We start from the raw sequence: 26756 nt of genomic DNA, 5'->3' as shown, positions 1-26756 counted from the left end.
ACGGGGCGCGTGGTTCGCCACCGCCCCGCATCCGGAACGTTATTGCAGCGTCACCGAATCTTCGCCGTCATGGCGACCGAAGAACTGCATCAACTGGATGATGAGTTCGGCGCGATCCTCGATATCGGGCGATTCGAGCAACGCCTGTTTCGCGGCAACGTCGAACGGCGCGATCTGGGCGATGCCGTTGACCAGCGCCTCGTCGTCCAGCCGCGTCACCGCGTCCCAATCCACCGCATAACCCTGCGCATCCGCGAACGCGCGCGATTCGGTCTCCAACAGCGAGCGACGCGACAGCGACAGCATCTCGGGCTCCTCCGCCAGCGGCAGCAGTTCAGCCTCAACCTGCCGGAACGGCGTGGTCACGTCGAGTTCGCGGACGATGCGGAACAGCGCAACGCCTTCCAGCACCAGATTGTAGCGGCCATCCTCACCTGCCTCGAACTCGCCGATCTTGCCGACGCAGCCGATCTCGAACAGCGGCGGGCTGTCCTTGCGGGTGATCTTGCCCGTGCGCGGCTGGATCATGCCGATGCGCCGGTCGCGCGCCATCGCATCGGACACCATCGCCCGGTAGCGCGGCTCGAAGATGTGCAGCGGCAGATGCATGCGCGGGAACAGCAACGCCCCCGGCAGCGGGAAGATCGACAGGCGCGTGGTCTTCGCGGCTTCGCTCATCCGAACAGGATCGCGGAAAGCTTGCGACGCTGTGCCGACACCCACGGATCTTCGAGCCCGACCACCTCGAACAGCTTTAGCAACTGCGTACGCGCGGCGGCCTCGTTCCACGCCTTGTCTTCGGCGATCATCGCCAGCAGCGTGGCGGCGGCGGCCTCGCGGTCGCCCGACGCCATCTGCCCGCCGGCGAGCGCAAAGCGCTTGTCCATGTCGTGCGGATTGGCGGCGACCTCGGCGGCGAGGCCCGCGAGATCATCGACCGGCTTGGCATCCCGCGCGAGCGCGAGCGCCGCCCGGGCGCGCTCGATCTCGGGGAGCTTGGCGATCTCCGCCGGGATCAGCGCCAGATGCGCGTCGGCTGCATCGAGATCGCCGCTGGCGACCAGCGCACGCACGAACCCGGCATGAACGGCGGCATTGTCCGGCGCCAGCTCCGCGATCTGGCGAAAGATGTCGACCGCCTGCTCGGCATCGCCGTCGGCCAGCACCTGCTCGCCCATCGCGATCATCGGCTCGATCTCGGCCTCCAGCGCGGCACCTTCGCTTTCGATCGGTAACTGCTTGAGGATCTGGTCGAGCATCGTGCGCAGTTGCGATTCCGTGCGCGCCTGGGTCAGATCGGCGACAAGCTGCCCCTGGAACATCGCATAGACGGTCGGGATCGACTTGATCTGGAATTGCGCTGCGATGAACTGGTTCTTGTCGGTATCGACCTTGGCGAGCACCACGCCCTTGTCGGCATAGGCCGCCGCGACCTTTTCCAGCAGCGGCGTCAGCGCCTTGCACGGTCCGCACCATTCCGCCCAGAAATCGATGATGACGAGGCTCGTCATCGACGGTTCGACCACGTCGCGGCGGAAGCTCTCGACGGCCTCGCGTTCGGCGGCGTTCAATCCCAGGGTAGCCAAGTCGCGCTCCAATGCTCGATTGTGTGGTGCCTTATGTGGGCGCTTGGGCGAACAAGCCAAGGCTTTTCACAAAGATCGACGAGAACGTGAATATGGGGGTTGCCAGCCCCGAACAGCGCAGCTAATAGCCGCGCCTCACCCCGCCTTCCGGCAGCGTTCGGAAGGCAGATCGCCAGAGCGGGCGTAGCTCAGGGGTAGAGCACAACCTTGCCAAGGTTGGGGTCGAGGGTTCGAATCCCTTCGCCCGCTCCAGCGACTTCCAAGCCATTGGAAGTCCTCACAAAACCGTCGAAATTACGGTTCAGCACCAAGATCGTCTCCACCAAGCGTCTACACAATGATGCCGCTCGTGGTGCTCCAAGCCCTCGTAAATGCTCGGAAAATCGTCGTCAGGGCGTCTACACAAGGCGTCTGCACAATCGACCGATTGGCCTGTGTTCGAAGCGCGGCATCTTCCATTACAGACGACGGGTGCCGACCGATCTCCTGACGGTCTGGGAAGGGCGCGAGGTATGGCGCTCACTCGATACTGACAGCTATGCGATGGCGCTTCGGCGCATCCATAGGATCGCGGCAGATGTGGAGAGCGAGTTCGAGAAGGCGCGGGCCTCGATCGGCAGGCTGGCCGATCCGGCCTTGATCGTCACCACGCTGAACGGCCCGCCTATTTTGTTGCCATGGGTTCCGGCTGCTCCGCAACCGCCAGCGCCGCCCCCGCCATCGAACAGGCGCACGATTGGCGATGTCTACGATCGTTTCATTCGCCGACCCGAAGCACCAATGGAGCAAACGGACCCAGATCGCCCACGCGACAACCCGAAAATGGGTGATCGAGGTGTTCGGTGAGCAGACAGCGCTCACCGATATCACGCGCGAGGGATGCTGCGACTCTGTGGCGTTGCTCCGCGAGATGCCGAAGAGCGCGCATCAACGCTTCCCTGACATGACGATCAAGGAGGTGGTCGCTGCCGCCAAGGCGAGTGGCGAGGCCCGCCTCATCAGCACCGCGAACCTCAACGCCTACGTCAATCGGTTCGGCGGGGTAATGAACTGGGCGATCAACGAGGGGTATCTCGATCGCAATCCGCTCAAGTGGCTCAAGCTCCCCGACCCGGTGAAGAAGCGCGATAAGCGCAATCCGTTCTCAACCGAGCAGCTTCGCCGCATCTTCGATGCGCCGATCTACACCGGATGTCGCGACGACGCGAATGGCTACGCAATCCCCGGCGATCAGCGACCGCGCCGCGCTCGATTCTGGGTGCCGCTGATCGCGCTGTTCAGCGGCCTACTACTCAACGAGATTTGCCAGCTTGAGGTATCCGACATTCGAGAGATGGACGGGGTTGCCTGCTTTAATGTGACCTCGGGCGTCAGTCTTACCGGGGACGAGAAGCGCGTGAAGACGAACGCGAGCGAACGGGTCGTGCCCGTCCACGATGAACTGATCCGCTGCGGCTTTCTGGCGTTCGCGGCCTCGCAACGCCTGTGTGGTGAGACCAACCTGTTCCCCGAACTTCCGTTCGGCCACCTTGGCTACCGATCCACAGCGATATCGAGGTGGTTCACCCGTTTCCTCGAAAACGCGGATGCGAAAGCGAGTGCCGACCGGATGAGCGTCCCGCAGCTTGCGCGACCACTGAACCTTCATGTCTTGCGGAAACATCTGCCCCTCTACTATGGCCATTTCTTCTGCCACGTCCTGCATCAGGACTACGTTTTAAAATTGGGTAGCGATGCTGCCACAGTGAAGCGAGACATGCTCGCGTTGCTCGACATACGCGGGGCGGAATATCCCGCAGGAGCATAACGTTTGACGCATCTATTCTGCAAAACCCGCCTTGCCGGCACATTATCGCCAACTCGATTCCACCAACGCGTTTAATCCAGGCATTAGCGGGACATCAAGAAAGCGTTTCTGGGCGTAAAACGTAATGTATTCTCATCAACGCTTATCAATGGCAGGCCCCGCGGCCCTACAGCATTCGCACCGGCTTCCACTTCTGAACCAGCACGAGGGGGCGAGTCCGATCACCTTCGGTCTCACCCCCGGTCGCTACACGGCGTCCCGTTGCCTTTCGCCTGAGGGTATTCATCGCGTCCTACGCATCGCATACACCTCATGCCCTACGGAGGCGCCGCGCCGAAAGGAATGAGGCGTATCTCGAAGCATGACCCGCCATCATCGCCGCAATGTGACCGGGCCGATCAACCCGGACCGCCGTAGCGGTGCATCCGCGCGGTACGTCGCGCTCCCGGTCCATGTGACCTTAGTCGCGCCCGGCTGCTGATCGCCGATCAAGCGATTCACCCACAGATTGGCGACGCGGACTTCGAGCTGATTCACACCCGGTCTCGTTACCGTGGCAATGTCCATCTGGTATGGCGCGTGCCATGCATAACCGGCGAGCTTGCCGTTGACCCGTACCTCGGCAATCTCCTTCGCCTCGCCGAGGTCGAGCAGCAGTTTCTGTCCGGGCTTCCAGCGACGCGGGGTGGTGAACCGATGGGTGTAGGTCGCGACGCCAGAGAAATAGCGAATGCCTGGATCGGTATTGCTATCGAGAGGCGCGAGCGTCTGGAAGCGCGCGCGCGCAGGCGCACCTCGTCCCGGCTGGAACGCGACCGTCCAGTCGCGATCGAGGGCGGCGACGCGAAGCGGCTGGGTTACACGCTCGTCGTGAACCGCCGCTATCGCTGGCGTGCGAAACACGACATGGAACGAGTCCTCGCCCGCCATCGTGAGCGGGACGATCGTCTCACCATGCTCGATCCGGTAGCTGACCGGTTCAGACCGGCCGGTCTCGGCATGCCAGATCTGCGGGGCCTTGCCGACGACGCGGAAATGGGCCTCGATCGTCTCGGGCTGGTCGCGCCGGTTGACCAGATAATAGCTGTCGCCATCGGCGAGCTGGCGGTGCACGAAGGGGATCAACGCCGCCCGGCTTGCGCCCGTAAACGTGAAGTCAGGGCGGATATCAGCCTCACGCAGCGCGGTATCGATATCGCGGGTCGCGAGCATCCGGCCCTTGCCGATCCGCGCTTCGGCCCCACCGGGCCACAGTTTCGACGAGAGTGCGGTATATTCTTTCGTCGCCTCACCCAAGGATGGGCTACCGCTTGGCTTTAAGCCGGCGACCGTTGCGCCGCCTTCGACCAGAGCGGCAAGCTTGCGAAGCGTGGCAAGTGTCATTCGATCGGATGATCCGGCGAGATACAGCAGGCGATACCGCGCGCCGCCGGGCGATACGACGGCGTCGCCGTCGTTGCGTAGCGCGTTCAACAGCGTGGCGGAATCGATGAAATCATAGCCGTTCGCGGTCGGAGCGCCGCGTATACCGGTCTCGCCGTACAGCGCGGTCAGCGGGCCTTCCTCGCCATAAATGAAGCCGACATCGGCGACGTTCCGACCTTGCTGCAACAGGAATGCGTTGCGTGCGATATAGTCGACCCAGGGACGTGCAAGCTCAGCCCAGCTCTCCTGCCGGTTGAAGAACTGGCCGATCCCGCCAAGCGACAATCCTGGAAGCTTGTCGTCAACCGGCGCGTGGACCGATGTGTGGATGACGGGGCGGTTGACGCCGAGCGCGAATTCGAGGTCGATCACGCGTTTCAGATCGGCTGGGCCGAACGCCCAAGGCGCGTCCGCCGCCGTCATCGATTCCGCGCCGACGATATTTTGTCCGTACAGATGCGCGACCGATGCCGCGCCCTTGATATCGGCGACGTAATTTGGGGAGGGGGCTTGGCGGCGCCCGAACGCCCACATTGCCCCCATGGGCACATCGGCATGGCGGCGCATTGCCATATCATCGCCAAGCGTCGGTCGGTTGCTCTCCAGCGCTTCGCCGTAAAGGCTAAGGCCGGACTGATGTGCGACGTCGGCCACCGTGCCGTAATGCTCACTCGAGATCAGGTCGGCCAGCGTGCGACGATAGTCGTACAGGAAGCGGTCCGATTGTTCGCGCGTGCCGATCAGCACACCGGTGAGCGTCGGCAGCCACGGCGTCGGATCATAGCCGCGCAGCTTCTTGAACTGCTCGATGAGCTTGGGCGTCCAGTTGCTTGCGCCGACCTCGATCGAGTCCGTCACCATCGTGCGCACGCCGGCCGGCCCCAGCAGATCCGGCCCGGTAACCGCGCGGTACATACCGAGGTAATGATCGAGATACGCGCGGACGGCGGTGCGATCGAACTTGTCGACCTCCAGCCCGGTCGCCTCGTCGGTCGCGGGGTGGTTGGTCGTTCCCAGCAGCGAATAGCCGAGCCGGATGATCCGCCAGCGGCCCGGTGGCGGCGTCCAGTCAAGCGTGCCATCGGGGCGCATCCGGCCGGTAAGATCGATCGTCGCTTCAGGCGGGGCACCGGTCGCGTCATCGCCGGGCGCGCCAAGCGCATAGTAATCGCGCGCGATCGAGAATCCGGCTTTCGTCTCGAACCGGTCGATGCGCGGTTCGGGTGACAGGCGGATATCCCCCACTGTAACCGGCTTTGCGAACTGGCCGCCAAGCATCTTGCCGAATACGCTGCCGGTTGCCAGCCCGATGTCGAGCCCGGTGGCGGCCGGCGCGGGCATTGGTGCGGTGCCGATCACCACACGGAAGTGCGGCGCGGTCACCGCCGGGAAGCTTACCGTCGTTGGAACCTCATCCAGCGGCATGTCCGTCACCTTGCGCCATGCCGTACCGTCCGCGCTAGCCTCGAGCCGGGCGGTGAACAGCCCGCCGATCAGCGGAATCGCGGCACCGGGCAGAAAAATCCGCGCCGAGCGCAGCGTCTGCCCAGCGGGATAATCGAACTGCAGAATGCGGGGTTCGTCCGGCTTGGGGGCGGCGACCGTGTAGCCGGTTTGCTGGTCGGCGTCCGTAAGCGATGCGATGTCGATCGAGGCACCAAGCCCGTCGCGCACGCGCGCCGTTACGGTCTTGTCGACGACTGTCTCAGGCACCGCGAACACCGCGACGTCGCGATAGAAATCGTCGATATGCTTTGGTGTCGTCCCGGCGAGAAGGTCCGAGAGGTCCGGCTGGCGTGGGATGCCTTGGAAGGGCCCTGCCACTGCCGGTGGGTGCTTGAGCGAGCCTGTGAACGGTTTCGCTCCGGGTATCATCGTCTCGCTCCAGACGAGCTTTTTCATGCCGTCCGCCGGGGCGACCCATGGGCCGCCGGTTTCCGACCAGCCCGGCGATGATGCGACCGCAAGTTCCAGGCCGAGTCGGGAGGCATCGCTAGCGGCGAAGCGGAACGCCGCTTTCCAAGCGGGGCTCATATAGACGAGCCGATGATCGACGATCTGGGGCGTGGCGAGATTGATATCAAAGCTCTGCGCGCCGCCGATACCGACGCGTTTCATCCACGCAAGATCTTTGGCGATGCCATCCTGCGTGATGTTGCCGTTCATCCAGTGCCACCATACGCGGGGCCGTGCCGATGCCGGCGGATCTTGAAATTGCTCCTCCAGCGTCAGGCGCTTCGTGGCCGCCGGTGCGTTAGCCGTATCGCCTCCAGGCGCGCGCTCGGCAGCAGGCAGCAACGTCAGTGCGGTGGCAAGCAATGCGGCTCGGGTCAGCATAGCGCGGTATCGGGCGGTTGCGATCATCGGTCCTCTCCGGCGCGACACGTAGCGCGCTGCTTATCTAAATGCGGCTCGCAAGTCGCTGCGTTTCACAATTTGACAGCACGAGACTGCCAAACTAATCACCACTTAGATTGAAAGCTCGGCAAACCCAATAGGAATGTTGAGAATGAGATTCACGGTAATCCGCAGAGAGGAGCGCGTCGTGGCGATGACATGCGGAAGGCGAACGGCGCTAGGAGGGATCGGTTATGGAATCGACGAGACGCGAGGCGCTTGGTCTCATTGCCGCGAGCGGTGCGATGATGGCACCGCTTGGGATGGCGGCTCAGGCGGTTGGCCGCATCGCTGAAACCCCGGATGCGCAGGGTTGGCGGCCGCTATTCAACGGTCGTGATCTGTCGGGCTGAACGTTTTTTCAGGATGGCAATGGCGCGGTCGATCGCGATCATGTCATCGATATCCACGACGGCATGCTGCACATTCTTGGCCCGAGTTATCGGGGTCCGCCCGCCGCCGGCATGGGGTATCTCGCGACCGCACAGGAATATGGCGACTACCACCTCTCGCTCGAGTATAAATGGGGCACGCGGCGTTATAAACCGCGTCCCAACTGGAAGCGCGAGAGCGGCATCCTCTACCACACGCCGACCGGAGCGGATCTGTTGTGGCCGGACTGTATTGAATATCAGATCATGGAACGGAACACCGGCGATGCCCTGCCGATCAATCATCGGGCTGTCGGCGGGATTTCGCTCGGCGGTCTGCCATCGCGGATCTGTTGTGGCCGGACTGTATTGAATATCAGATCATGGAACGGAACACCGGCGATGCCCTGCCGATCAATCATCGGGCTGTCGGCGGGATTTCGCTCGGCGGTCTGCCATCGTGGCCGGACAATCCGCCGGGTTATCACGTCTACGGGCCGCAGTTCGACGCAGGCGGTTCGCTGCGGCAGAATTTGAAAGCGGATGGCGATTTCGCATCGCTGACCGACTGGAACACCGTGGAATTGATCGCAACGGGACAAAAGGCGGCTCACATCGTCAACGGCCGCATCGTCAACACGCTGTTCGACATGGAAGCGCGTTCGAACGGGAAATATGTTCCGCTGACGCGCGGCCGTATCCTGTTGCAGATCGAATGTTCTGAAATCCTGTTCCGCAATGTCCGTATCAGGCCGCTTTGATCGGTAACGCCGGCCCAGCCGATCAAGGGGCCAAAGCCGATTCGACCGCTTTGCGCAAAACCGCCGCGACCGCGAAGTTCTGATCTGTCACCTCATCCTCGCGTGCGTGGATGATGCCTTTGCGGCGCATCGAGGCGAAGCCGTAGATCGTCGACCAGAAAACCAGGTTGCGAAGCTCGATCTCGTCTTCGGCGAGATCTGGCCGACTACTCGCGATCGGAATGTTGAGCGCATCGTGGCCGACGATCTGATAGCGCAAAAGCTCAGGGTCGAGTGTCGGAGCGGTCAGCTCGCTTTCGTACATGAGATCGAGCAATCGCGGATTGCTGTCGGCGAAGTCGATGAACTGCATGCCCATGGCCAACAGTTTCTTGTCGCTGGGCAGCTGCGCGGCCAGCACGTCCGCACTCGCAGCAATGAGATCCTTGAACCCCTCGATCGCCAGCGCGAGCAGAAATTGCCGACGATCGGGAAAATGATGATAGGGTGCCCCGGGGGACACACCGACCTGCTGGGCCAGCGTTCGGATCGACAAACCGTTGTGTCCGTGCAGCGCGATATAAGCGCGGCCGGCCTCCAGAAGCTCCTCGCGCAGATCCTCGCGGTGATAGGGTTTTGAATTCGCCATGTATCTTTTCCCGGTGGCCCACCAGACTAGCGGCACGTCAGCGCGCTAAAAGCGAATTCGGTGCGAGCGATCAATGACCATTCAGATTGGCGCCTGTTTTCTACCCGGATCGGGCAATTGGAAGGGTTACAGGCATGCCGCCGTCGAGAATAACCTTTGTACCGGTCATGAAAGCCGCCTCGGCCGACGCAAGCAACAGTGCGGCCGCCGCAATCTCAGCCGGTTGCCCCAGTCGGCCGGTCGGTTGCCGTGCCATAAACGCCGCGCGAGCGGCGTCCGCATCGCCGGTCGCGGCGAAGCGATCGCCAAGCGAGGGACTTTCGACCGTGCCAGGGCTGATCGCGTTGCAGCGGATGCCGTCGGCGATGAAGTCTTTGGCGACCGCCATGGTCCGTCCGATCACCGCCGCTTTACTCGTGGCATAAGCGCAGCGGTTTTGTGCGGCCATCACGGATTATACCACCGATGCGATACTAATAATCGAACCTTCTTTGCGAGCCAGCATGGCCGGCAGGAATGCACGGATCGTCAGGACCATCGACCGTGTGTTGACGGTATAGCTTCTGTCAAACTCGGCGGGCGCGGAGTCCAGTATCGTGCCATTTGAGACTATGCCTACGCAATTCACCAGCACAGTGGTCTGCGACCAGAGCGACGCCGCGCGCGCGACCGCGCTCTCGTAGTCACGTCTAAAACAAGACGATGGACCCCGGCATCGAAGGGCGGGGCATGGTCGAACTTGTGATCTGCGGCGATCACTTCCGCGCCCTTTGCGCCGAAGCGTTCGACAATGGCGCGACCTATACCTTGCGCACCCCCCGTGACGAAGCAAGTCTTGCCGGCGAGCCGACCGCCGCCAATGGCTTTTGGGGGCTCTGTGCTGATCGGAATGCGCGCTTCAGATGAAGACGATGCGGGATCAGTGCCGACGTGCCGATCAGTGTTCGGGCTTGTTTGCACATGCCACCTCATGGACGGTTACAGCAGCGAAAGCAGATCTAATCACCGATCAATGATTTGTGCAAGTGTCTCTCGCAAAGGCCGTGCCCTTCGCGACGCTGGATAAAGACGTGCACAGGAACCTTAGATCCGTTCAATGCCAGGCCTTGCAAACCTGCTAATCACCGATTAGATAAAGTGTTACGCCACCGCCCCCTGGTCGTGGCGGTGGCGCTGATCATAGGAATATAGCCTGTGCCAAAGACATTTAAATATGGCGTGTCGCTCTATAGCTACACGGATGACTATGGCACTGTGATGGGGCTGGACGATATGTTCGATCACGTCGCAGACACTGGTGCGACGGGTGTGGAAATTCTCGGCGAGGCGCATGTGGAGGCGTATCCCAATCCAAGCTCCGCCTGGTTGGACAACTGGTTCCGGTTGCTCGATAAACATGCCCTCGAACCCACGAATATGTGCACCTGGGTCGACAACCGGATTACCTTATCGCGCAACCTGACGGCGGAAGAAAGCGCAATCGAACTTCGACGCGATTTGGACCTTGCGCATCGATTGGGCTTCAAATTTCTACGACCAAAGTTCGGCGTGACTTCCGAAGAACTCGATCCAGATCCAAATTGGTCGAGCGCGGTCGAACGGGTGCTCGATCTGGCGCATAAGTATGACATCGTCATATGCCCGGAGATTCACGCGCCGACCCCGATCCGACATCCGGTTGTGGATGGCTATATCGAGTTTATCGAACGAACCGGGACCAAAAATTTCGGCTTGTTGATCGACACCGGCATTTTTCAGGATCGGCCACTGAAACATTGGGGGCAGCATGAGATTACGCCGGAAATGCGGGAGCGTCTCGATTTCCTGAATGGTATTCGGGTTGATCCGGACGATCTGCTTCCAATCGCGAAATATATTGTTTTCGTGCAGGCGAAGTTTCACGAGATTGACGATAATCTCGAAGACCAGAACATCCCGTGGGCTAAGGTCATCCCCGCTTTACAGCGAGCTGGCTATTCGGGTTATCTGTCGAGCGAGTATGAAGGGCTCCGCAAGCCCTGGCTCGCGATTGAGCAGGTTCGTCGTCAGCAGGCGCTATTTCGGAAAGCCGTCGACTCGGATGCATGACGTCCCATTGTTGTCACAGCTAAAATCTTGAATGAGGACGCATATGCTTGAACGCAGCTTGATCCAAAGCACCGGATTTCGCAATTTCGGGCCGGTCGGTGCACGCGATGGCTTCGAAGTCCGGCTGCGGATACCCAATTACCATGGCACGAGATTGTCATTGTTCGATGGCGTCGACGTCACCGTCGATGGTGAGAAATTCCCGTACGAGCAAAATCGCCTGCGCATCCGCGACGAAGTATACGGCCTGGCCGAACTACGCGAGGCGGTCGACAAGCGTTGGGGCATGTTCGAATGGGCATCGGTGCTGGTATTAAAAACCGGTGGCCTGACCCCCGGCGTTCACCGCGTCGCAGTAACGGCGCGTGTGCGGTATTGCTACTTCCCGCCGGAAATGCACGTTTTCCCCGTCAACGCCGAGCGTATAGCAACAATTGTGATGTCCTAATCGGAAGACTCGATGCGCGATTTCGCATGTTGTAGTTGGTGGAAAGCGGAACGGCCGTTTTGAAGCACCGAAACACGATTGCTTCCGTTCATTCACCAGAGACTGACAGTCCGCTTTCGACTCAAACAGCGGAAAGCTGACGGTTACGTGAGGTTAATCCGGCACATTAATACGGTCATGGGCTCGAAGTTCGTGCAGCTTTCGCGTCGCTACAGCGGTTCGTCCCCAAGATAGCGGACTGCCACGTGGCCGAAGGCTTTGCGCTTTCCGTAGGCGTCGATCGCGCTCCACAACGCGATTTCCTCCGTGACATTGGCGGGGTCGATCGTCCCGTCGCGAATGCGGTCCTCAAGCTCGGCGACGATCAGGAAGCGCTCATAATCGAGGCTGCCGTCGTCTAGGCTGAGAACGTCGATCATCACGTCGGCCGGGGCGCCGCCGAGCGCCGATGCCGAAATCGCGCCGTTGCCGTCATAGCTGAACTTGTGCTGGCATTCGGGATCGGTTGGCTCAATATGCCCGGCTGGTCTGGATCGGCATCGAAAACGGGTCTCCGCTACACGCGATGCAAATTTTGATAAAATTAAGGGAATTACGATGGTGATAGAGTCTCGATCGGCGCCGATCGGGAACCCCCTCATGCTTTCAGTAGCTATGCGTTTCCAACAAGTTGCACGAGATCTGCGGGTCTCGCTTCGACGTCAGTCCACACCGAAGAACAGCGTTGACACGATAGCGCTTCCTCCCGGATCTGAGTCGCGACCATCTGCCGACCGCCGGCACGAACCGCGTAATTGCGGGCGATTGCGTAGTATCGAGAATGGCCATATTGCCGGAATTATTTTCATTGATCAACATGTTAGGGACTTAGATGAACACTGATGCTGCCCTGGGTGCGGTGTCGCGCGAGCCGCAGCAGGGTCGTAGCCGCGCGTCTTACGAACGCATGCTGGTCGCGGCCGAAAAGTTGATGATACGGTGTGGCAACGACGACTTCACGCTTGCTGAAGTGGCTAAGGCGGGCAGAGTTTCTATCGGCTCGATCTATCTTCGCTTCAACAGTAAAGACGATCTGATCCGCGCGGTGCATATGAGCGTGCTCGCGCGTGTAGATAGCGAGCAACGCGAGATGCTTCAAACGGTACGTGAACAATCCGACAATCTGGAATCGTTCGTTTCCAATATCGTCGAAGCCTATGCGGAATCGCTGCGCCGATACGCTGCTGTGCTGCGCCCGATGATGTTGCGCGCGAGCTACGATCAAAAGCTGTCCGGCGTCGGCAAAGCATCGGCGGACCGGATCGGGTTGCTTATCCAACGCGAGATGCTGTGCTACCGCGACGCGATCGGTGCGGAGCGACCGGAGCGGGCGGTGAGCTCCGCCTACCGGGTGATCTACGCCACGATTGCGCGCTATCTCGGTTTCGGATCTTCGCAGGAAGTGTCGGACGAGGGCGATTGGACCGAGTTGAAAGAAGACCTTGGCCGAATGTGCGCGGCCTTCTTGGCGCGCCGCCCCGACTGATCCGCCCGCTTGCGGGAACCGTCATTTGCCGGTAAACAGAATAGAAAGTCTAATTCTGTGCGCGCGCATGGACGGAGAGAGATGATGAGGCTCGGCAAGGCAACGCCGCTATGAGCGGGGAACACGGTTCCGCGCCAGTGATCGCGCGGCGTGAGATGCTGGGGCTGGCCGCCCTGCCATTGCTGTTCTGCCTGCCGGTGATCGGCTTCGAGGCGCCGAAGATCGCCCGCTGGTGGCGCGCGCGGACCGACAGGCGTGCGTTGCTCGATGTGGTCAGCGACCTGCTGATCCCGGCGACGGAGACGCAAGGGTCGCTCGGCACCGCCGTTCCCAGTTTCGTGTGGCAAGCGCTGCAACACGGCCTCGACGGCACGCGCAGCCCGGGGTCGGGTGGGGCGATCGTCGGCGCCTCGACGCTTGACACCGATGCCGAACCGGAGGGGAGCCGCCGGCTGCTCACCCCGATCGGCGAGGAGCTCGACGTGCTGGCCAAAGGTGACTTCCTCAAGGCGGCAGCGCCGCAGCAACTCGCCGCGCTGACCGCGCTCGACGCACACGCCTTCACGCCGGGGCAGGAGGATCATCCCTGGCACAAGATCAAGGATCTCATCCTGACCGGCTATTACACGTCCGAAACCGGCGGCTCGCGTGAGCTGAATTACGAACTCGTGCCGGGGCGCTTCGACCCGGATGTGCCGATCACGCCCGGCATGCACGCCTATTCGAGCGACTGGACCGCGGTGGATTTCGGATGAACACACATTTTGATGCGATCGTCGTCGGCTCCGGTATCACCGGCGGCTGGGCGGCGAAGGAGCTCACCGAGGCGGGGCTGAAGGTGTTGCTGGTCGAACGTGGCCGCAACATCGAACACGGCAAGTACGAGACCGAAACGCTCGCGCCGTGGGACCTGCCGTTTCGCGGTGAGGGAGATGCCGCCTTGTACGCGCAGGACTATCCGGTGCAGGCCAAGAACCGGCACTTCAATGAATTCACCCAGAACCACTTCGTCAACGATGTCGAGAACCCCTACACCACGCCCGAAGCGAGCGGCTTCACCTGGTTCCGCTCTTACCAGCTCGGCGGGCGGTCGTTGACGTGGGGGCGGCAATGCTATCGCTGGTCCGATTACGATTTCGGCGCGAACAAGGCCGACGGCCACGGCACCGACTGGCCGATCCGCTATGCCGACGTGGCGCCATGGTACGACAAGGTCGAGGATTTCATCGGAGTATCGGGCGCGCACGAGGGCATGGCAGCGCTGCCGGACGGGCATTTCCAGCCGGCGATGGCGCTCAACCCGGTCGAACAGCATGTCCGCGACACGATCGGCCGGCAGTGGCCGGATCGCCGCCTGACGATCGGCCGCACCGCCAACCTCACCGAGGCGAAGGAGGGACGGAGCAAGTGCCAGTATCGCTCGATCTGCGCACGCGGCTGTTCGTATGGCGCGTATTTCTCGACGCAAAGCTCGACGCTGCCGGCGGCGCAGAAAACCGGCAACCTGACGCTCGTCACCGACTCCGTGGTCGAAGGCGTGGATTACGATCCGCATACCCGCCGCGCCACCGGCGTGCGCATCCTCGACATCGCGACCGGCACGCGCAGCCAGGCGACCGCGCGGCTGGTGTTCCTGAATGCGGGTGCGTTCAACTCGAACCATATTCTGCTGCGTTCGCACTCGGAGGCGTTCCCGCATGGGCTTGGCAACACGTCGGGCGTGCTCGGCACGCACATCATGGATCACGCGACAACGCTGGCGGCGATGGCGATGATGCCGGGGTTCGAGACCCGCACCACCTACGGCAACCGCCCGACCGGCATCGTCATCCCGCGCTTCCGTAATCTCGATGCGCAGGACGCGCCGGGTTTCACGCGCGGCTACAGCTTCCAGGGCGGCGGCCTGCAAAGCACGTGGACGCAAGGCAAACGGATGCCGGGCGTGGGTGCGCCGTTCAAGGAGAAGCTGCGCGAGATCGGCCCGTGGAAGATGGTGCTCGTCACCTTCGCCGAGAGCATTCCGCGCGCCAGCAACCGGCTGACGCTGGACCGGGTGAAGACCGATCCGCACGGTGCGCCGGTGCTCAACATCGCATTCGAACATGGCGCCAACGAACATGCCGCGCTTGCCGATGCCAAGGCCGAGGCCAAGCACATGCTGGAGGCGGCCGGCGGCATGGTGGTGATGGGCCTCGACCAGCCCGGCCCGGGCGGTTCGGCGATCCACGAGATGGGCGGCGCGCGCATGGGGCTCGACCCGAAAACGTCGGTGCTCAACAAATGGAGCCAGTCGCATGACGTCGCCAACCTGTTCGTCACCGATGGCGCGCAGATGAGCTCGTCGGCATGTCAGAATCCGTCGCTTACCTATATGGCGCTGACTGCGCGTGCGTGTGATGCGGCAGTGGGGATGCTCAAGAGCGGCGCGATCTGAACGCAGCTACCGTCCAGCGATAGCCGATACGAAAACACCCGCTCCGATGGCTCGGAGCGGGTGTTTTCTTGTGCGTGCCGCTAGGCTTCAGAAGTTGAAGCTGAACCGTCCGCCGTAGGTGCGCGGCGCCTGGAACTGATAGCCATTGATCGCCGGGATCGCGGTAAAGTTGCGCTGTGCGTTGGCGAACACCGCCTTGTCGGTCAGGTTGCGCACGAACACGCTCACCTCGAAATGGCCGCTCGCCGGCGCGAAGGTCAGCGAGGCGTCGGCGGTGGCATACTGGCGTTGCCGCGTGTCGGCATAGTTGAACACGTCGAAATAATAGGAAGTCGAATATTTGGCGTTGATGCGCGGCGTCAGCGACGCACCATTGCCGCCGAGCGGGATCTTGTCCTCGAGACCGCCCGAGATCACGAAATCGGGTGCGTTCGGCAAAGCGTGACCGGCGACACTGGCGGAGACGACATTGCCGGTCAGCGGATCGGTGGTGCTGACCAAGCCGACGTCCTTGTCGAACCGGGAATGCAGGTAGGTCGCATTGAGATCGAGCCGGGCGCTGCCGAGCAGCGCGATGACCTGCGCCTCTGCACCATAGATCGTCGCGCTGCCGATGTTGAAGACGCCGGTGCCCGAGGAAACCACTGCCGTCGCCTGCGACGCCTGATAGCCCTTGTAGGTCGAGTAGAAGCCGTCGAGATTCACCTGGAGGCGATTGTCCAGGAACTTGTTCTTGGTGCCGATCTCCCAAGCCTGCACCGATTCCGGGCCGTAATCGACCGAGGGAGCCGAACCGTTCGAGTTGAACCCGCCCGACTTATAGCCGGTCGAGTATTTGGCGTAGACCATGTTGCGCGCGGTAGGGCTCCAGTCGATCCCGCCGAGGTAGGTCGGCTTGCTGACGCGGATGCTGCCGTTGCCGAGGCCCGGCAAGGTCGGCGGCGTGCCGACGCAGCCGAGCACGGGGTACAGGAACGACGGGATACCGGCGATGTCGCAGCGCAGTTGCGAGGTGCCGACGCGATCCTTTTTGTCCCAGGTGTAGCGGAAGCCGCCGGTCAGGCGGATCGTGCTGGTCGGGCGGACGCTGAACTGGCCGAAGCCGGCATCGGACTGGGTGCGCACGTTGTAGTTAAAGTGGACGAGGTAGTTTCCGGCATAGGTGCCCTGACGTTCGAGCAGACCGCTGTCGAGCGTGTTGTTCTCGCTGAAATGGAAATAACCGACCTGTGCCGACACGATTTTGTCCTGCGGCGTGGCGAGGCGAACCTCGTGGTTCCAGGTATCGGGGTTCTCCGACTGGATGAAGTTGACCGGGTTGCTGGCGTTGCCGCTCGCGTCGAGCGCATGGCGCCAGTGCGAACTGTCATAGCCACCCGAATAGGTGAGCGACGCGCCGAGCGGCAGGTTGCTGTAGGTGAATTCCCAATGGATCCGGTTGCCGGTCACCTTGTTGGTGGTCGGCGCGTAATTCGGAAAGCGCTTTTCGTTGAAGCTGGTCGGCAGGACCTGACCGACCGGGCTGATCGTCGCGACGTCGCCGACATCGTTCACGTTGTCGTGCTGGTACTGGACGACCCCCTCGAACCCGTCGAACGGCTGGAACGCAGCGGTGAAACGGCCGGAGGTGGTCTGGTCGTCATCGCCGCGCCCGCCGATGCCGGTCAGCACCCGGTAGCCGTCGTGGCGATGCGCGATGCCGGAGAAGCGGAGCTGGAGCCGATCGCCGACCGGGATGTCGACGCCGGCCTCGGCGTTGACGGTGCCGTAGTTGCCGCCCTCGAGCGCGAAGTTGCCGCCGAGTTCCTTGCCGGGTCGCCGCGTGACGAGGCTTATCAGGCCACCTGTCGAATTGCGGCCGAACAGCGTGCCTTGCGGGCCTTTTAGCACCTCGACCCGCTGGAGGTCGTACATCGAGGTCGGGATGCTGAACGAGCGGTTGGTGAAGAAGCCGTCGCGTGCGATCGGCACCGAAGGATCGCCGATCTCGGTCACGTCGGTGGAGGCGATGCCGCGCACCGCAATATAGCCGCCGCCGTTGCGCGCGGTGAAGTTCACGCTCGGGTCGACGCGGGCGAGATTGGCGACGCTGGTGACGCCGGCGGCGGCGAGATCGGCACCGCTGTACACGGTCAGCGCAGTCGGCGTCTTCTGTGCGGAGGATGCGACGCGGTTGGCGGTGACGACGATATCGCCGATCTGCTGGGTCGAGGCATTGGCGTTATCGGGTGCCTGATCGCCGGTCGCCGTGTGCATCACGCTGGTGGTGCTGGCATCCACGCCGGTCTGGCCGGGGGCAGTCGGGCTGGTCGGCGGCGTGCTCGATACCACCGGTGCCTGCTGGCCGGGGTCGGTTTGGGCATAAGCCGGCGCCACGCCGCACGTCATCGCGCTCGTTGCCATCAAGGTCGTCAGAAGCCGCATCGAAATCCTCCCCATGCTATGCAGTCTATGCGGGACGATGCCGTCCCAGCTGCGTTAAACGATAATATAACTCTAATTCTATTCTATTATACGTCAAGCGCGCGTTGTCTGCGACTGTCTATCCGGTTCGGGCCGCAATCACCCGCTGGTCGATTACGCCGAAGATTGGCTGACCGTTCACGCGCGCCTCCATCCGTACGCGGTCGCCGAAGCGCAGGAATGGCGTGAGCGGTCGTCCGGCGATCGCATCAATCGCGCGCCGCTCGGACAGGCAGGACGAGCCGACCTCCGCATAGTTGGTCGCCGATACAGTTCCCGAGCCGATGATCGTGCCGGCGACGAGATCGCGGGTGCGGGCGGCATGGGCGACGAGTTCGTGAAAGCCGAACGCCATCTCCGCGCCACTGTCGACCGCGCCGAAGCGTTCACCGTTCACCTGCGTCTCGAGGATCGCGGCGAGGCGGCCGTCGTGCCAACGATCGCCCAGCGCATCAGGCGTGCTCGCAAACGGTGCGGTGCTGCACGCGGGCTTGGCCTGGACCCAGCCGAAACCGGTCTTCATCTCGATCGGCGCGATCGTGCGCAGCGACCAGTCGTTGATCTGGATAATCAGCCGGATGTGGCCGAGCGCATCGGCTGCGCTGATTCCCATCGGCACCGCATCGACGATCACGCCGACTTCGCCCTCGAAATCGATGCCGTCGTCTTCGCTGGGCAACCGCACATCGTCGTTGGGGCCGAGGAAACGGTCGGACAGGCCCTGATACATCAGCGGGCGATCGGTCTCGATCGGCGGCAGGCGAAATGCCTTCTGCATGAGATCGCCGTGATTGAGATAGGCCGATCCATCCAGCCATTGCCACGCGCGAGGCAGGGGGGCGACAAGCGTGGCGGGATCGAGCGTCGTCAGCCCCGGCGCAGTGCCGCCCGCGACCGCGTCCGCCAGTGCAAGCAGGGCGGGTTCGACGTCACGCCACCGTTCCAGCGCCGCCTGCATCGTCGCGGCGATGCCGCTCGCCGGCGCGGCATGCGCGCCGTCTGCCGCTACGACGACGAGTTCGCCATCGGGCGTGCCGTTGCGGCGGGTCGCGAGCCTCATGCCTCGAAGATCGCGACGGCGCGCGTCCAGCCGGCCGAGCCCGCCTTCACCTTGTGCGGGAAGCACGACACGGTGAAACCGAACGGCGGCAACGATTCAAGGTTGTGCAGCTTTTCGAGGTGGCAGTAGCCGATGTCGCGCCCGGCCTTGTGCCCTTCCCAGATCAGCGAGGTGTCGCCGGTTTCCGCCACCTTCTTCGCGGTGTAACTGAACGGTGCGTCCCAGCTCCATGCATCGGTGCCGGTGACGCGGATGCCGCGCTCGGTCAGGTACATCGTCGCCGCATAGCCCATGCCGCAGCCGATGTTGACGAAGTTGGGGTCGCCGAGTGCGCCGCCGGCGCGGGTGTTGATGAGTACGATGTCGAGCGGTTGCAGCGTGTATTCGATGCGGGCGAGTTCAGCCTCGACCTCCTCCGCCGTGACGACATGGCCGTCCTCGAAATGGCGGAAGTCGAGCTTCACGCCGGGGCGGAAGCACCAGTCGAGCGGTACCTCGTCGATGGTGATGGCACGTTCGCCGCCGTTCATCGTCGGGTGATAATGATATGGTGCATCGAGGTGCGTGCCGTTGTGCGTCGTCATCGTCACCTGTTCCGCCGCCGCGAAGCCGACGCCGCCGGGGATCTGGTCCGCCGTCACGCCAGGGAAGAAGTGCTGGAGTTCGGTCACCGTCTCGGCGTGCGTCTGGTAGGTGATCTTCGGCCGCATGAACGGCGGATCGGTGATAACGTCGTTATCGAGCGTGATCGACAGATCGACGAAACGGCGGCTCATGCGGCGTGCCCTCCCAGCGTATCGGCGAACCAGTCGGCGATATAATCGCGGCCATATGCCATGTTGTCCGCGCCGACATGCTCGACGCCGCCTTCGCGCGGGGTGAAGATCTTGAGTTCGCGTTGTGGCGAGTTGGTAAGCTGGTCATAAGCCTGATGCGCGTAATCGAGCGCGATCTGACGGTCCTTCTCGCCGTGGGTGACGAGGAACGGCACGGTGATCTTGTCCATCACGCCGTCCAGCGTCATCGCGGCGGACTTGATGTGGAAATCCTCCATGTCGGTCGCGCCGAACGCCCACATCACATGCGCCCAGTAATGCGGTACCGGGTTTTCGCCCTCGCGCCGCAACCGCTTCTGCTGGACCTCAGCCCAATTGTGGTTGGCGCCCCACACCGCACCGCTGGCGAAGCGCGGTTCGTATGCGACCGCGCGGGGCGCGAAATGCCCGCCGAGCGAAATGCCGGTCATGCCGATCTGTTTCGGGTCGACCTCAGTACGCCTTTCCAGCCAGTCGACCGCCTTCGATGCCCAATGCTCGCTGTGCGGATCGACAGGCAGATTCTGGAGGCGCAACGCCTCGCCGCTACCGGGCTGGTCGACGCACAGTGTCGAAATACCGCGCCGGGCGAGGGCATCGGGCAGCCAGGACCAGAACAGCAGCTCCTTGGAACTGTCGAGACCGTTGCAGTAGACCACCGCCGGCTGCGGGCCGTCACCGGGTGCACGCACCCACAAGGCAGGCATGGTGCCGGTGTCGAGCGGAATCTCGACGCGCTCGCGATTGAACTTGCCGAGGCCGGTCGCCTTGTCGAAGGTGGCGCGCGCCTTGGCATAGGTTTCTTGCCGGCCGGGATGGCCGTGGCCCTGCATGCGTTCGGCGGTGATGAGGTATAGCGCCGCACGGTCGAGCTTGGCGGCGGCGGAGAAACTGCGGCCGCGTGCCTCGTCCTCGTCGGCCAGGCCGATCAGCTTGTCGGCCATCGCCATCCACTGCGCCATGAACGCGGGCGTACCGGCATCCGCGCCCTTTGCCGCCGCATCGCGGATCGGCTGGCACATATCGACGATCTCGCCGACGCGCCCGCCGCTTTCCAGCGCGATCGCGACCGACAGGTTCCAGATGTAATTGGGGAAGAGGTCTAGCAGGGCCATCCGATCAGCGCCTCACACTGCGACCGGCTGGAACAGGCCGGCATCGGGCTTCGGATGCGGCATCGTCTGCGGGCCGCCGACGCCGGTGCCCCACTGGTCCATCGTGTGCGGTCCGGGCTGATGGACCTGATGTTCGTGGCTTTCGAAATCGACCTGCTCAAGCTCCGAGGTATATTCTACCGCGAAGCCGTTCGGCGTAGTGAAATAGCTGAACGTGTTGTTGCCGGCGGTGTGGCGACCCGGTCCCCATTTGATGTCCGTGCCGGCCTGCTTAAGCCGGTTAATGCCGCGCATCATGCAGTCCACCGACAGCATGTCGTAGGCGACATGGTTGAGGCAGGGCGGCCCCGGCAGGATCGCGAGCCGGTGATGCCATTCGTTGCAGCGCAGGAACGCCATGAAGTCACCCAGCCAGTCGCTCACCTTGAAGCCGAGCACATCGGTGAAGAAGCCCACCATCGCGCGGTGATCGGGCGAATGCAGCACGATATGGCTGATCTTCTGCGGTACCGCCTCCCACTTCACCAGCGCGCGGCCGGTGCCGCGCGCGACATCCGACGACACTTCGAACGGCAGGCCATCGGGGGAGAAGAAACGGAAGCCATAGCCGCCGCCGAGGCTGTCGAGCGACTTCGGCGCGAAGATGACCTTGCAGCCGGCCGCTTCGACCTTGGCGAACAGCGCGTCGACATCGGCGCGGCTGCCGGTGGCGAGCGCGATCACGTCGATACGGTTGGCGGCATCCTCACGCAGCCGCACGACATACATCTCGTCGCTACCCTCGGCGGCGAAGTAGGCCATGCCGTCCTGCTCGCTGACGAGTTTCAGGCCCCAGTCGTTGGCATAAAAGTCGCGCTCTGCGGCGAGATCGGCGACGCCATAGCCGACATAACGGATTTCGGTGACACGGCTCATCGGGATAGTCCTCAGATCGGTTCGGAAACTTTGGTGAACATCGCGCGGGTGGCGGATGCGTTTTCGACCAGCGGCGCGAGGCCGAGCTGGCCGAGGCAGATCGCGCGGCTGGATTCAACGATGTAGCGGCAGCGCTCGAAGCGGCGCGCGCGGAACGCGTCGAACGCGGCTCCGGGCTTATCGGCCCGGACGAGTTCCTCGGCGAGCACGATTGAATCTTCGATCGCCATGCCCGCACCCTGACCGAGATGCGGCGTGGTCGCGTGGATCGCATCGCCGAGCAGCACGACCCGGCCCTTGTGCCACGGGCCTTCCACGAACAGCCATTCGAGCGGCTTGTAGACGACCTCGTCATCCTCGACGATCTGATCGCGCAAGCGCTGAATGGCAGGGGCGGGTACACCGGCGAGCTTGTCGCGCATCACCGCCGCGATCCCCTCGCGGGGGTAGCGCGGGTTGCCGGGTTCGGGCGTGGTGACGTACATGTACATCAGCGCGTCAGACAGCGGCACGAGGCCGACGCCGGTCGGGCCTTCGAACACGCGCAGACCTTTGAGATCGGGCAAGCGCGGGAAGTTGTAGCGCCACACCGCTTGGCCCGTGAAATCGGGTGCGGGCGTATCTGGAAACAGTGTGGCGCGGGTCTGCGAATAGAGGCCGTCCGCGCCAATGACGAGATCGTAGCGGCCGGTGCTGCCATCGTTGAAGCGTACCGTAACGCCGTTACCGTCATCCTCTAGCGTCTCGGCGGTGATGCCGAGCCGCACCTCCGCGCCGGCGGCACGGGTGCGGTCGCCCAGCACCTTCTGAAGCGCGCGGCGGCCGATGCCGACGTTGGCGGGAAGCCCCTCGACCAGCCGGGGCGTCGGGATCTTGGCGACGATCTGCCCGGTCGGGATCGCGATCTCGACCTGATCGAAACCCCATCCGGCATGAAGATAATCCTCGATGAGCCCGAGTGCCGCCATCGCGCGCACGACATTGCCCTGCTGGATGATGCCGACGCCATAAACCGACCAGTTCGGATCGCGCTCGATCACCTTGACCGCCAAGCCTTTGCCGCGGAGCGCGATCGCTGCGGTCAGGCCGCCGATGCCGCCGCCGATGACCAGTGCTGAGGTTTCCGGTGCCAAGACGTGTCCTCTCTTGCGCGGCGCTTAATGGTCGCTGCCGTTACCGGCTTTAGGGCCGATATCCGCTTCTATGAAGGTGATTGTTTGGATGCTAAGCTATCCATTCAAATGATAGGTATGCGATGCGCTTTCGTGGACTCGACCTCAACCTACTCGCCACCTTCGCCGCGTTGATGGAGGAACGTAGCGTCTCGCGCGCGGCGACTCGGCTCAATCTCAGCCAGCCGGCGGTGAGCGCGGCGCTGGCCCGGCTGCGCAGCTATTTTGGCGACGAGTTGCTGGTGCTGGAGGGGCGGCGGATGTTCCCGACCGCTTTGGCCGAGACGCTGCTGGAGCCGGTGGTGGCGGTGTTGCGCTCAATCGACGGCATCGTCGACAGTTCGGCCACTTTCGACCCGGCGAGCGCCCGCCGTACCTTCCGTATCGCCGCATCCGACTATGTAATGATGGTGCTGATCCGGCCGCTGGCGGAGCAACTCGGCGGGGAGGCGCCGGGGCTGCGGCTATCGCTGGAACTGCCCAGCGAGCGCGCCGCGTTGCGGCTCGACGAGGGCAAGATCGACCTCATGGTCATCCCGGAGGAGTTCGCCTCGCAGCGCCACCCGCTCGACCTCGCCTTCGAGGACAGCCACGTCGTGGTCGGCGCGCGCGATCATCCTGCCTTGGCCGGGCCGATCAGCCGCGAGGATTTCTGCGCGCTGGAGCATGTCGCGGTGATGGTCGGAACCGACGTGCCCGCCGCCTTCGCCGATCGGCAACTGGAGCAGCTCGGCGTGTCGCGGCGCGTCGGCGTGACCGTGCCGAGTTTCGCTGCGGTGCCGTGGATGCTGGCGGGAACGGAGCGGATCGGGCTGATGCACGCGCGGCTGGCGAGATTGATGGCGGCGAGTCTGCCGATCACGACCAGCCCGATCCCGTTCAATTTCCCGCTGATGCGCGAGGTGCTGCAATACCACCGCGCGCGCGGTGGCGATCCCGGTCTCGCCTGGCTGCGCGGGCAGTTGCTCGCGGTAGCGAGACGCGAGGTCGGCTAGTCTTCCGGCGCGAACACCTGTCGCGGCAGCAGCATCGCGACGGCGGATACCCCGCCGAGCAGAAGCGCGATCAACAGCGCGGTCGGCGCAAAGGCGGTGGTGGCGCTGCCGGCGCGCAGCGAGGCGAAGAACAGACTGCCCACGCACGCGCTGCCGAGCGCGCCGCCGATCTGCTGCACGCCGTTGTGCATGCCGCCCGCCACGCCGGCATGGCCCCGATCGACCCGCGCGAGCGTGATCGGTCCGAGCGGCCCGGTCACGCAACCCATGCCGATGCCGGCGACGAACAATGCGCCAGCCAGCGGCAGCGGGGCAGGAGCGGTTTGCAAGATCGCCACCGCCAGCGCACCCGTGCCCGCTGCCATCACCAGCGCACCGCCGGCCGGCAACAAGCGCCCGAGACGCGGCAGTGCACGCGGTCCGATCGCGGCGACACCGGCCATCACACCGAACCCGAACGGCATGTGCAGCAGCGCGACCTGCAGTGGCGAATAGTGCAGGCCGCGTTGCAAGGTCATGCTCAGCGCCAGCAGCAGCCCGGTCGTCGCGGCGGAGAACAGCAACGTCATCGACAGGCCGAGCGCGAAGCTGCGGATGCGGAGCAGTTCCGGCGCGATCAACGCCGAGCCGAATCGCCGGGTACGCGCGACCGAGTGGCGCCAAAAAAGCGCCATCAGCGGCACGCACGAGGCGAGCAGCGCAACCGCCCGGAGCGGCCATCCCGCCGCTTCGCCGCTAATGAGCGGCACGAGCAGCGCCAGCAACGCGGCCGCCAGCAGCAGCGTACCCAACGGATCGAGCTTCAGCGGGTGCGGCGATCGTCCTTCCGGCAGCAGCCGCCAGCCGGCGACGAGCGCGGCGAGGCCGATCGGCCCGTTGATGAGGAAGATCAGCCTCCAGCCTAGCCCGCCGACATCGGACTGGATCAACAACCCGCCCAGCACCGGGCCGGCAATCGCGGCAAGCCCGCCGACCAGCCCGAACACCGCCATGCGCGAAACCCGTTCGAGCGGCGAGTACATCAACTGGATCAACGCGATCACCTGCGGCGCCATCATCGCCGCGCTCGCGCCCTGCACGGCGCGGCACAGCACCAGCGCAAACGGCGTCTCGGACGACCCGCACGCGACCGAGGATAGCGTGAAGCCGAACACCCCGATCAGGAATAGGCGGCGGTAGCCGTACAGATCCCCCAATCGCCCGCCCGCGACCAGCAGCACCGCGAAGGTGAGGAAATAGCCGGTCACCACCCATTGCGTCGCCGGCGCGCCGGCGTGCAGATTGGCCTGAATCGCAGGGAGGGCGGTGTTGACGATCGTCGTATCGACCAGATCCAGCACGAAGGCGAGCAACACGCACGCAAACGCCAGCCGGCGCCGCTCCGGCGTGAGCGCCTCGATGCCGGTTCCTAGGACCGGCTCCTCCCCTGTAACCCAGCTTGACATGGGTCCGAGCATAGCGGTAATCAGAAATAGAACAAGAGTTCGTATTTTGACCGTTACCACGACGGCCTGATAACAGGAGAGGGTTTTGGCACACGCGGCGAGCGACGAGCGGCAGCCGGGAATCGGGCAGGGATTGACGGTGATCGCGGCAGGCTTCCTGCCGATCCTCGCAATCGTCACGCTGTTCCCGGCCGTTCCTGCGATCATCGACCATTTTTCGGCGAACCCGAACGCGGGCTGGATGGTGCCGGCAATGGTGTCCGCTCCCGGCCTCGCGATCGCACTGCTTGCGCCGTTCGCCGGCATTTTGGTGGATCGTTTCGGACGGCGGAAGCTGCTGCTGATCTCGACCTTCTTCTACGCGTTCCTCGGCGCGATCCCGTTCCTGCTGAACGATCTTAACCTGATGTACGCCTCGCGCGTGGTGCTCGGCGTGACGGAGGCGGCGATCCTCACCACGCTCAACACGCTGATCGGCGATTACTGGGACGATGTGCCCCGGCGGCGCTGGCTGGCGTTGCAGGGTAGCGCCGGACCGTTGCTGGCGAGCGGCATGATCTTCGGTGCCGGCTACCTCACCGCGCTGCGCTGGAACGGCGTATTCCTCATCTACCTCGTCGCCTTCCCGATCTTTGTCGCGATGCTGGTGTTCATGTTCGAGCCACGCAACGACGCGACGCTGCGCCAGCGCCTCGCGATCGGTGCGGCGCCGGCGACCACGCGTTTCCCGTGGAAGACGACCGTAGAGATCGGTGCCGTCACACTGTTCACCGCCTTCCTCTACTACGTCTTCATTGTGAACGGCGGAATGGCCTTCCGTGAGGTCGGTATCCAATCGTCTGAGGATCTCGGCCGGATCACCGCGATTCCCAGCCTGTTCATCATCGCAGGGGCCGGCGTGTTCTGGCTGACCGGACGGCTGAGTTCGGGCGCGCAGCTCGCCATCGTGCTCGCGCTGCTCGGGCTCGGGCTCGCCACGATCGGCCGTGCTCCAAATTGGCAGGTGATGGTCGCCGGCCTCGCCGTTCAGCAGACCGGCGCCGGCATGGCCATCCCGACGCTGCTCGCCTGGGCGCAGAGCAAGCTGCCGTTCGAACATCGTGGGCGCGGCATGGGCGTGTGGACCGCGTGCTTCTTCTTCGGTCAGTTCCTCAGCCCGCTGCTCGTTAGCCTGATCCGCACCGCGACCGTGACGATGCAGGGCGCGTTCCTGTGCGCCGGTATCATCGGCGGCATCGGTGCGCTGGTCGCCATTGTCGGTGCGGTCCGCCGCGCCGCCTCCCATCCCCTTACTGCCGAGGTTTGA

The 26756-nt window shown here is 63.5% G+C and carries 26 protein-coding genes, 1 tRNA gene and 1 pseudogene; 14 read left to right on the top strand and 14 right to left on the bottom strand.

What is annotated here, in order from left to right:
- Positions 1-39: 39 nt before the first annotated feature.
- Both OXR00_RS11905 and OXR00_RS11900 read right to left on the bottom strand, forming a co-directional pair.
- Positions 40-678: an LON peptidase substrate-binding domain-containing protein gene (locus OXR00_RS11905; protein ID WP_267388433.1), complete on the bottom strand. Its 639-nt coding sequence runs from the start codon at positions 676-678 to the stop codon at positions 40-42.
- Entirely contained in the window at positions 675-1586 is a 912-nt protein-coding gene (locus tag OXR00_RS11900; RefSeq protein WP_267388432.1) for a tetratricopeptide repeat protein, read from the bottom strand. Before OXR00_RS11900 ends, OXR00_RS11905 begins: the two co-directional genes overlap by 4 nt.
- Positions 1587-1763: 177 nt before the next feature.
- On the opposite strand from OXR00_RS11900, the gene OXR00_RS11895 reads away from it, so the two are divergent.
- The 4 genes from OXR00_RS11895 to OXR00_RS11880 all read left to right on the top strand — a co-directional run bounded on the left by OXR00_RS11895 (position 1764) and on the right by OXR00_RS11880 (position 3511).
- Positions 1764-1838 (top strand) — tRNA-Gly (locus OXR00_RS11895).
- Entirely contained in the window at positions 1794-2432 is a 639-nt protein-coding gene (locus OXR00_RS19815; protein ID WP_346732004.1) for a DUF6538 domain-containing protein, read from the top strand. Before OXR00_RS11895 ends, OXR00_RS19815 begins: the two co-directional genes overlap by 45 nt.
- Before the next feature lie 112 nt (positions 2433-2544).
- A complete protein-coding gene (locus tag OXR00_RS19810) occupies positions 2545-3393 on the top strand; it encodes a hypothetical protein (RefSeq protein ID WP_267388430.1) in 849 nt (282 codons plus the stop codon).
- Positions 3394-3424: 31 nt separating this feature from the next.
- Complete coding sequence (locus OXR00_RS11880; RefSeq protein ID WP_267388565.1) at positions 3425-3511, top strand: hypothetical protein; 87 nt, start codon at positions 3425-3427, stop codon at positions 3509-3511.
- Positions 3512-3765: 254 nt separating this feature from the next.
- Here the strand turns inward: OXR00_RS11880 and OXR00_RS11875 are convergent, their stop codons facing one another.
- Positions 3766-7182, bottom strand: a complete 3417-nt coding sequence (locus OXR00_RS11875) for a glycosyl hydrolase (RefSeq protein ID WP_267388429.1) — start codon at positions 7180-7182, stop codon at positions 3766-3768.
- A gap of 227 nt (positions 7183-7409) precedes the next feature.
- On the opposite strand from OXR00_RS11875, the gene OXR00_RS11870 reads away from it, so the two are divergent.
- On the top strand, positions 7410-7568 hold the full coding sequence (locus tag OXR00_RS11870) for a hypothetical protein (RefSeq protein WP_267388428.1): 159 nt from the start codon (positions 7410-7412) through the stop codon (positions 7566-7568).
- Between the two features lie 371 nt (positions 7569-7939).
- Complete coding sequence (locus OXR00_RS11865) at positions 7940-8347, top strand: DUF1080 domain-containing protein (RefSeq protein WP_267388427.1); 408 nt, start codon at positions 7940-7942, stop codon at positions 8345-8347.
- A 22-nt stretch (positions 8348-8369) separates the two neighbouring features.
- Here the strand turns inward: OXR00_RS11865 and OXR00_RS11860 are convergent, their stop codons facing one another.
- From OXR00_RS11860 to OXR00_RS19805, 3 genes and pseudogenes are all read right to left on the bottom strand, one after another.
- Entirely contained in the window at positions 8370-8975 is a 606-nt protein-coding gene (locus OXR00_RS11860; protein ID WP_267388426.1) for a TetR/AcrR family transcriptional regulator, read from the bottom strand.
- A gap of 100 nt (positions 8976-9075) precedes the next feature.
- Positions 9076-9603 (bottom strand): annotated as a pseudogene (locus OXR00_RS11855) (SDR family oxidoreductase).
- Positions 9600-9767 carry a hypothetical protein gene (locus tag OXR00_RS19805; RefSeq protein ID WP_267388564.1) on the bottom strand — a complete coding sequence of 56 codons (168 nt, stop codon included), beginning with the start codon at positions 9765-9767 and terminating at the stop codon, positions 9600-9602. Before OXR00_RS19805 ends, OXR00_RS11855 begins: the two are co-directional and overlap by 4 nt.
- Here OXR00_RS19805 and OXR00_RS19800 point away from each other — a divergent pair.
- The 3 genes from OXR00_RS19800 (at position 9705) to OXR00_RS11835 (ending at position 11511) form a co-directional block, all read left to right on the top strand.
- The gene (locus OXR00_RS19800) at positions 9705-9881 is read left to right on the top strand and encodes a hypothetical protein (RefSeq protein ID WP_267388581.1); all 177 of its coding nucleotides are present in this window, start codon (positions 9705-9707) and stop codon (positions 9879-9881) included. The two genes, OXR00_RS19805 and OXR00_RS19800, sit on opposite strands and share 63 nt — an antisense overlap.
- Positions 9882-10169: 288 nt before the next feature.
- Positions 10170-11063 carry a TIM barrel protein gene (locus OXR00_RS11840; protein ID WP_267388425.1) on the top strand — a complete coding sequence of 298 codons (894 nt, stop codon included), beginning with the start codon at positions 10170-10172 and terminating at the stop codon, positions 11061-11063.
- A 43-nt stretch (positions 11064-11106) separates the two neighbouring features.
- A complete protein-coding gene (locus tag OXR00_RS11835) occupies positions 11107-11511 on the top strand; it encodes a DUF6379 domain-containing protein (protein ID WP_267388424.1) in 405 nt (134 codons plus the stop codon).
- Positions 11512-11720: 209 nt separating this feature from the next.
- On the opposite strand, the gene OXR00_RS11830 is transcribed toward OXR00_RS11835, so the two are convergent.
- On the bottom strand, positions 11721-11930 hold the full coding sequence (locus tag OXR00_RS11830; protein ID WP_267388423.1) for a hypothetical protein: 210 nt from the start codon (positions 11928-11930) through the stop codon (positions 11721-11723).
- A gap of 527 nt (positions 11931-12457) precedes the next feature.
- On the opposite strand from OXR00_RS11830, the gene OXR00_RS11825 reads away from it, so the two are divergent.
- The 3 genes from OXR00_RS11825 (at position 12458) to OXR00_RS11815 (ending at position 15470) form a co-directional block, all read left to right on the top strand.
- Positions 12458-13036, top strand: a complete 579-nt coding sequence (locus OXR00_RS11825; protein WP_242151854.1) for a TetR/AcrR family transcriptional regulator — start codon at positions 12458-12460, stop codon at positions 13034-13036.
- 110 nt (positions 13037-13146) lie between these two features.
- Positions 13147-13791, top strand: a complete 645-nt coding sequence (locus tag OXR00_RS11820; protein WP_242151852.1) for a gluconate 2-dehydrogenase subunit 3 family protein — start codon at positions 13147-13149, stop codon at positions 13789-13791.
- The gene (locus OXR00_RS11815; protein WP_267388422.1) at positions 13788-15470 is read left to right on the top strand and encodes a GMC family oxidoreductase; all 1683 of its coding nucleotides are present in this window, start codon (positions 13788-13790) and stop codon (positions 15468-15470) included. Before OXR00_RS11820 ends, OXR00_RS11815 begins: the two co-directional genes overlap by 4 nt.
- A gap of 87 nt (positions 15471-15557) precedes the next feature.
- Here OXR00_RS11815 and OXR00_RS11810 read toward each other — a convergent pair whose 3' ends face one another.
- From OXR00_RS11810 to OXR00_RS11785, 6 genes are all read right to left on the bottom strand, one after another.
- Positions 15558-17894, bottom strand: coding sequence for a TonB-dependent receptor (locus OXR00_RS11810; RefSeq protein WP_267388421.1), 2337 nt, complete (start codon positions 17892-17894; stop codon positions 15558-15560).
- A 118-nt stretch (positions 17895-18012) separates the two neighbouring features.
- Positions 18013-18993: a fumarylacetoacetate hydrolase family protein gene (locus OXR00_RS11805; protein WP_267388420.1), complete on the bottom strand. Its 981-nt coding sequence runs from the start codon at positions 18991-18993 to the stop codon at positions 18013-18015.
- A complete protein-coding gene (locus tag OXR00_RS11800; protein ID WP_267388419.1) occupies positions 18990-19769 on the bottom strand; it encodes a cyclase family protein in 780 nt (259 codons plus the stop codon). The genes OXR00_RS11805 and OXR00_RS11800 overlap by 4 nt, the downstream gene beginning before the upstream one ends.
- Complete coding sequence (locus OXR00_RS11795; protein ID WP_267388418.1) at positions 19766-20923, bottom strand: alpha/beta fold hydrolase; 1158 nt, start codon at positions 20921-20923, stop codon at positions 19766-19768. The genes OXR00_RS11800 and OXR00_RS11795 overlap by 4 nt, the downstream gene beginning before the upstream one ends.
- A gap of 12 nt (positions 20924-20935) precedes the next feature.
- A complete protein-coding gene (locus tag OXR00_RS11790; protein WP_267388417.1) occupies positions 20936-21838 on the bottom strand; it encodes a VOC family protein in 903 nt (300 codons plus the stop codon).
- An 11-nt stretch (positions 21839-21849) separates the two neighbouring features.
- Positions 21850-22971 (bottom strand): FAD-dependent oxidoreductase, encoded by a 1122-nt coding sequence (locus OXR00_RS11785; protein WP_267388416.1) that lies wholly within the window; start codon positions 22969-22971, stop codon positions 21850-21852.
- A gap of 122 nt (positions 22972-23093) precedes the next feature.
- Between OXR00_RS11785 and OXR00_RS11780 the strand changes: the two genes are divergently transcribed.
- A complete protein-coding gene (locus OXR00_RS11780; RefSeq protein WP_267388415.1) occupies positions 23094-24005 on the top strand; it encodes a LysR family transcriptional regulator in 912 nt (303 codons plus the stop codon).
- Here the strand turns inward: OXR00_RS11780 and OXR00_RS11775 are convergent.
- Positions 24002-25450, bottom strand: coding sequence for an MFS transporter (locus OXR00_RS11775; RefSeq protein WP_267388414.1), 1449 nt, complete (start codon positions 25448-25450; stop codon positions 24002-24004). The genes OXR00_RS11780 and OXR00_RS11775 overlap by 4 nt on opposite strands.
- 85 nt (positions 25451-25535) lie before the next feature.
- Here OXR00_RS11775 and OXR00_RS11770 point away from each other — a divergent pair, with 85 nt between their 5' ends.
- On the top strand, positions 25536-26756 hold the full coding sequence (locus OXR00_RS11770) for an MFS transporter (protein ID WP_267388413.1): 1221 nt from the start codon (positions 25536-25538) through the stop codon (positions 26754-26756).

This window comes from Sphingomonas sp. GC_Shp_3 (assembly GCF_026540945.1).
In the GTDB taxonomy this organism is placed as follows: Bacteria; Pseudomonadota; Alphaproteobacteria; order Sphingomonadales; family Sphingomonadaceae; genus Sphingomonas.
Note: the sequence above shows the minus strand (reverse complement) of the source record. Positions and strands in the feature narration are given on the sequence as shown.

Excerpts from the sequence above, each read along its gene's own strand:
- OXR00_RS19800 (WP_267388581.1), top strand. The coding sequence starts at position 9,705 with ATGGTCGAACTTGTGATCTGCGGCGATCACTTCCGCGCCCTTTGCGCC.
- OXR00_RS11795 (WP_267388418.1), bottom strand. The coding sequence starts at position 20,923 with ATGGCCCTGCTAGACCTCTTCCCCAATTACATCTGGAACCTGTCGGTC.
- OXR00_RS11875 (WP_267388429.1), bottom strand. The coding sequence starts at position 7,182 with ATGATCGCAACCGCCCGATACCGCGCTATGCTGACCCGAGCCGCATTG.
- OXR00_RS11815 (WP_267388422.1), top strand. The coding sequence starts at position 13,788 with ATGAACACACATTTTGATGCGATCGTCGTCGGCTCCGGTATCACCGGC.
- OXR00_RS11835 (WP_267388424.1), top strand. The coding sequence starts at position 11,107 with ATGCTTGAACGCAGCTTGATCCAAAGCACCGGATTTCGCAATTTCGGG.
- OXR00_RS11775 (WP_267388414.1), bottom strand. The coding sequence starts at position 25,450 with ATGTCAAGCTGGGTTACAGGGGAGGAGCCGGTCCTAGGAACCGGCATC.
- OXR00_RS11810 (WP_267388421.1), bottom strand. The coding sequence starts at position 17,894 with ATGCGGCTTCTGACGACCTTGATGGCAACGAGCGCGATGACGTGCGGC.
- OXR00_RS11800 (WP_267388419.1), bottom strand. The coding sequence starts at position 19,769 with ATGAGCCGCCGTTTCGTCGATCTGTCGATCACGCTCGATAACGACGTT.
- OXR00_RS11830 (WP_267388423.1), bottom strand. The coding sequence starts at position 11,930 with ATGATCGACGTTCTCAGCCTAGACGACGGCAGCCTCGATTATGAGCGC.
- OXR00_RS11805 (WP_267388420.1), bottom strand. The coding sequence starts at position 18,993 with ATGAGGCTCGCGACCCGCCGCAACGGCACGCCCGATGGCGAACTCGTC.
- OXR00_RS11790 (WP_267388417.1), bottom strand. The coding sequence starts at position 21,838 with ATGAGCCGTGTCACCGAAATCCGTTATGTCGGCTATGGCGTCGCCGAT.
- OXR00_RS11780 (WP_267388415.1), top strand. The coding sequence starts at position 23,094 with ATGCGCTTTCGTGGACTCGACCTCAACCTACTCGCCACCTTCGCCGCG.
- OXR00_RS11860 (WP_267388426.1), bottom strand. The coding sequence starts at position 8,975 with ATGGCGAATTCAAAACCCTATCACCGCGAGGATCTGCGCGAGGAGCTT.
- OXR00_RS11905 (WP_267388433.1), bottom strand. The coding sequence starts at position 678 with ATGAGCGAAGCCGCGAAGACCACGCGCCTGTCGATCTTCCCGCTGCCG.
- OXR00_RS11825 (WP_242151854.1), top strand. The coding sequence starts at position 12,458 with ATGCTGGTCGCGGCCGAAAAGTTGATGATACGGTGTGGCAACGACGAC.
- OXR00_RS11870 (WP_267388428.1), top strand. The coding sequence starts at position 7,410 with ATGGAATCGACGAGACGCGAGGCGCTTGGTCTCATTGCCGCGAGCGGT.
- OXR00_RS11820 (WP_242151852.1), top strand. The coding sequence starts at position 13,147 with ATGAGCGGGGAACACGGTTCCGCGCCAGTGATCGCGCGGCGTGAGATG.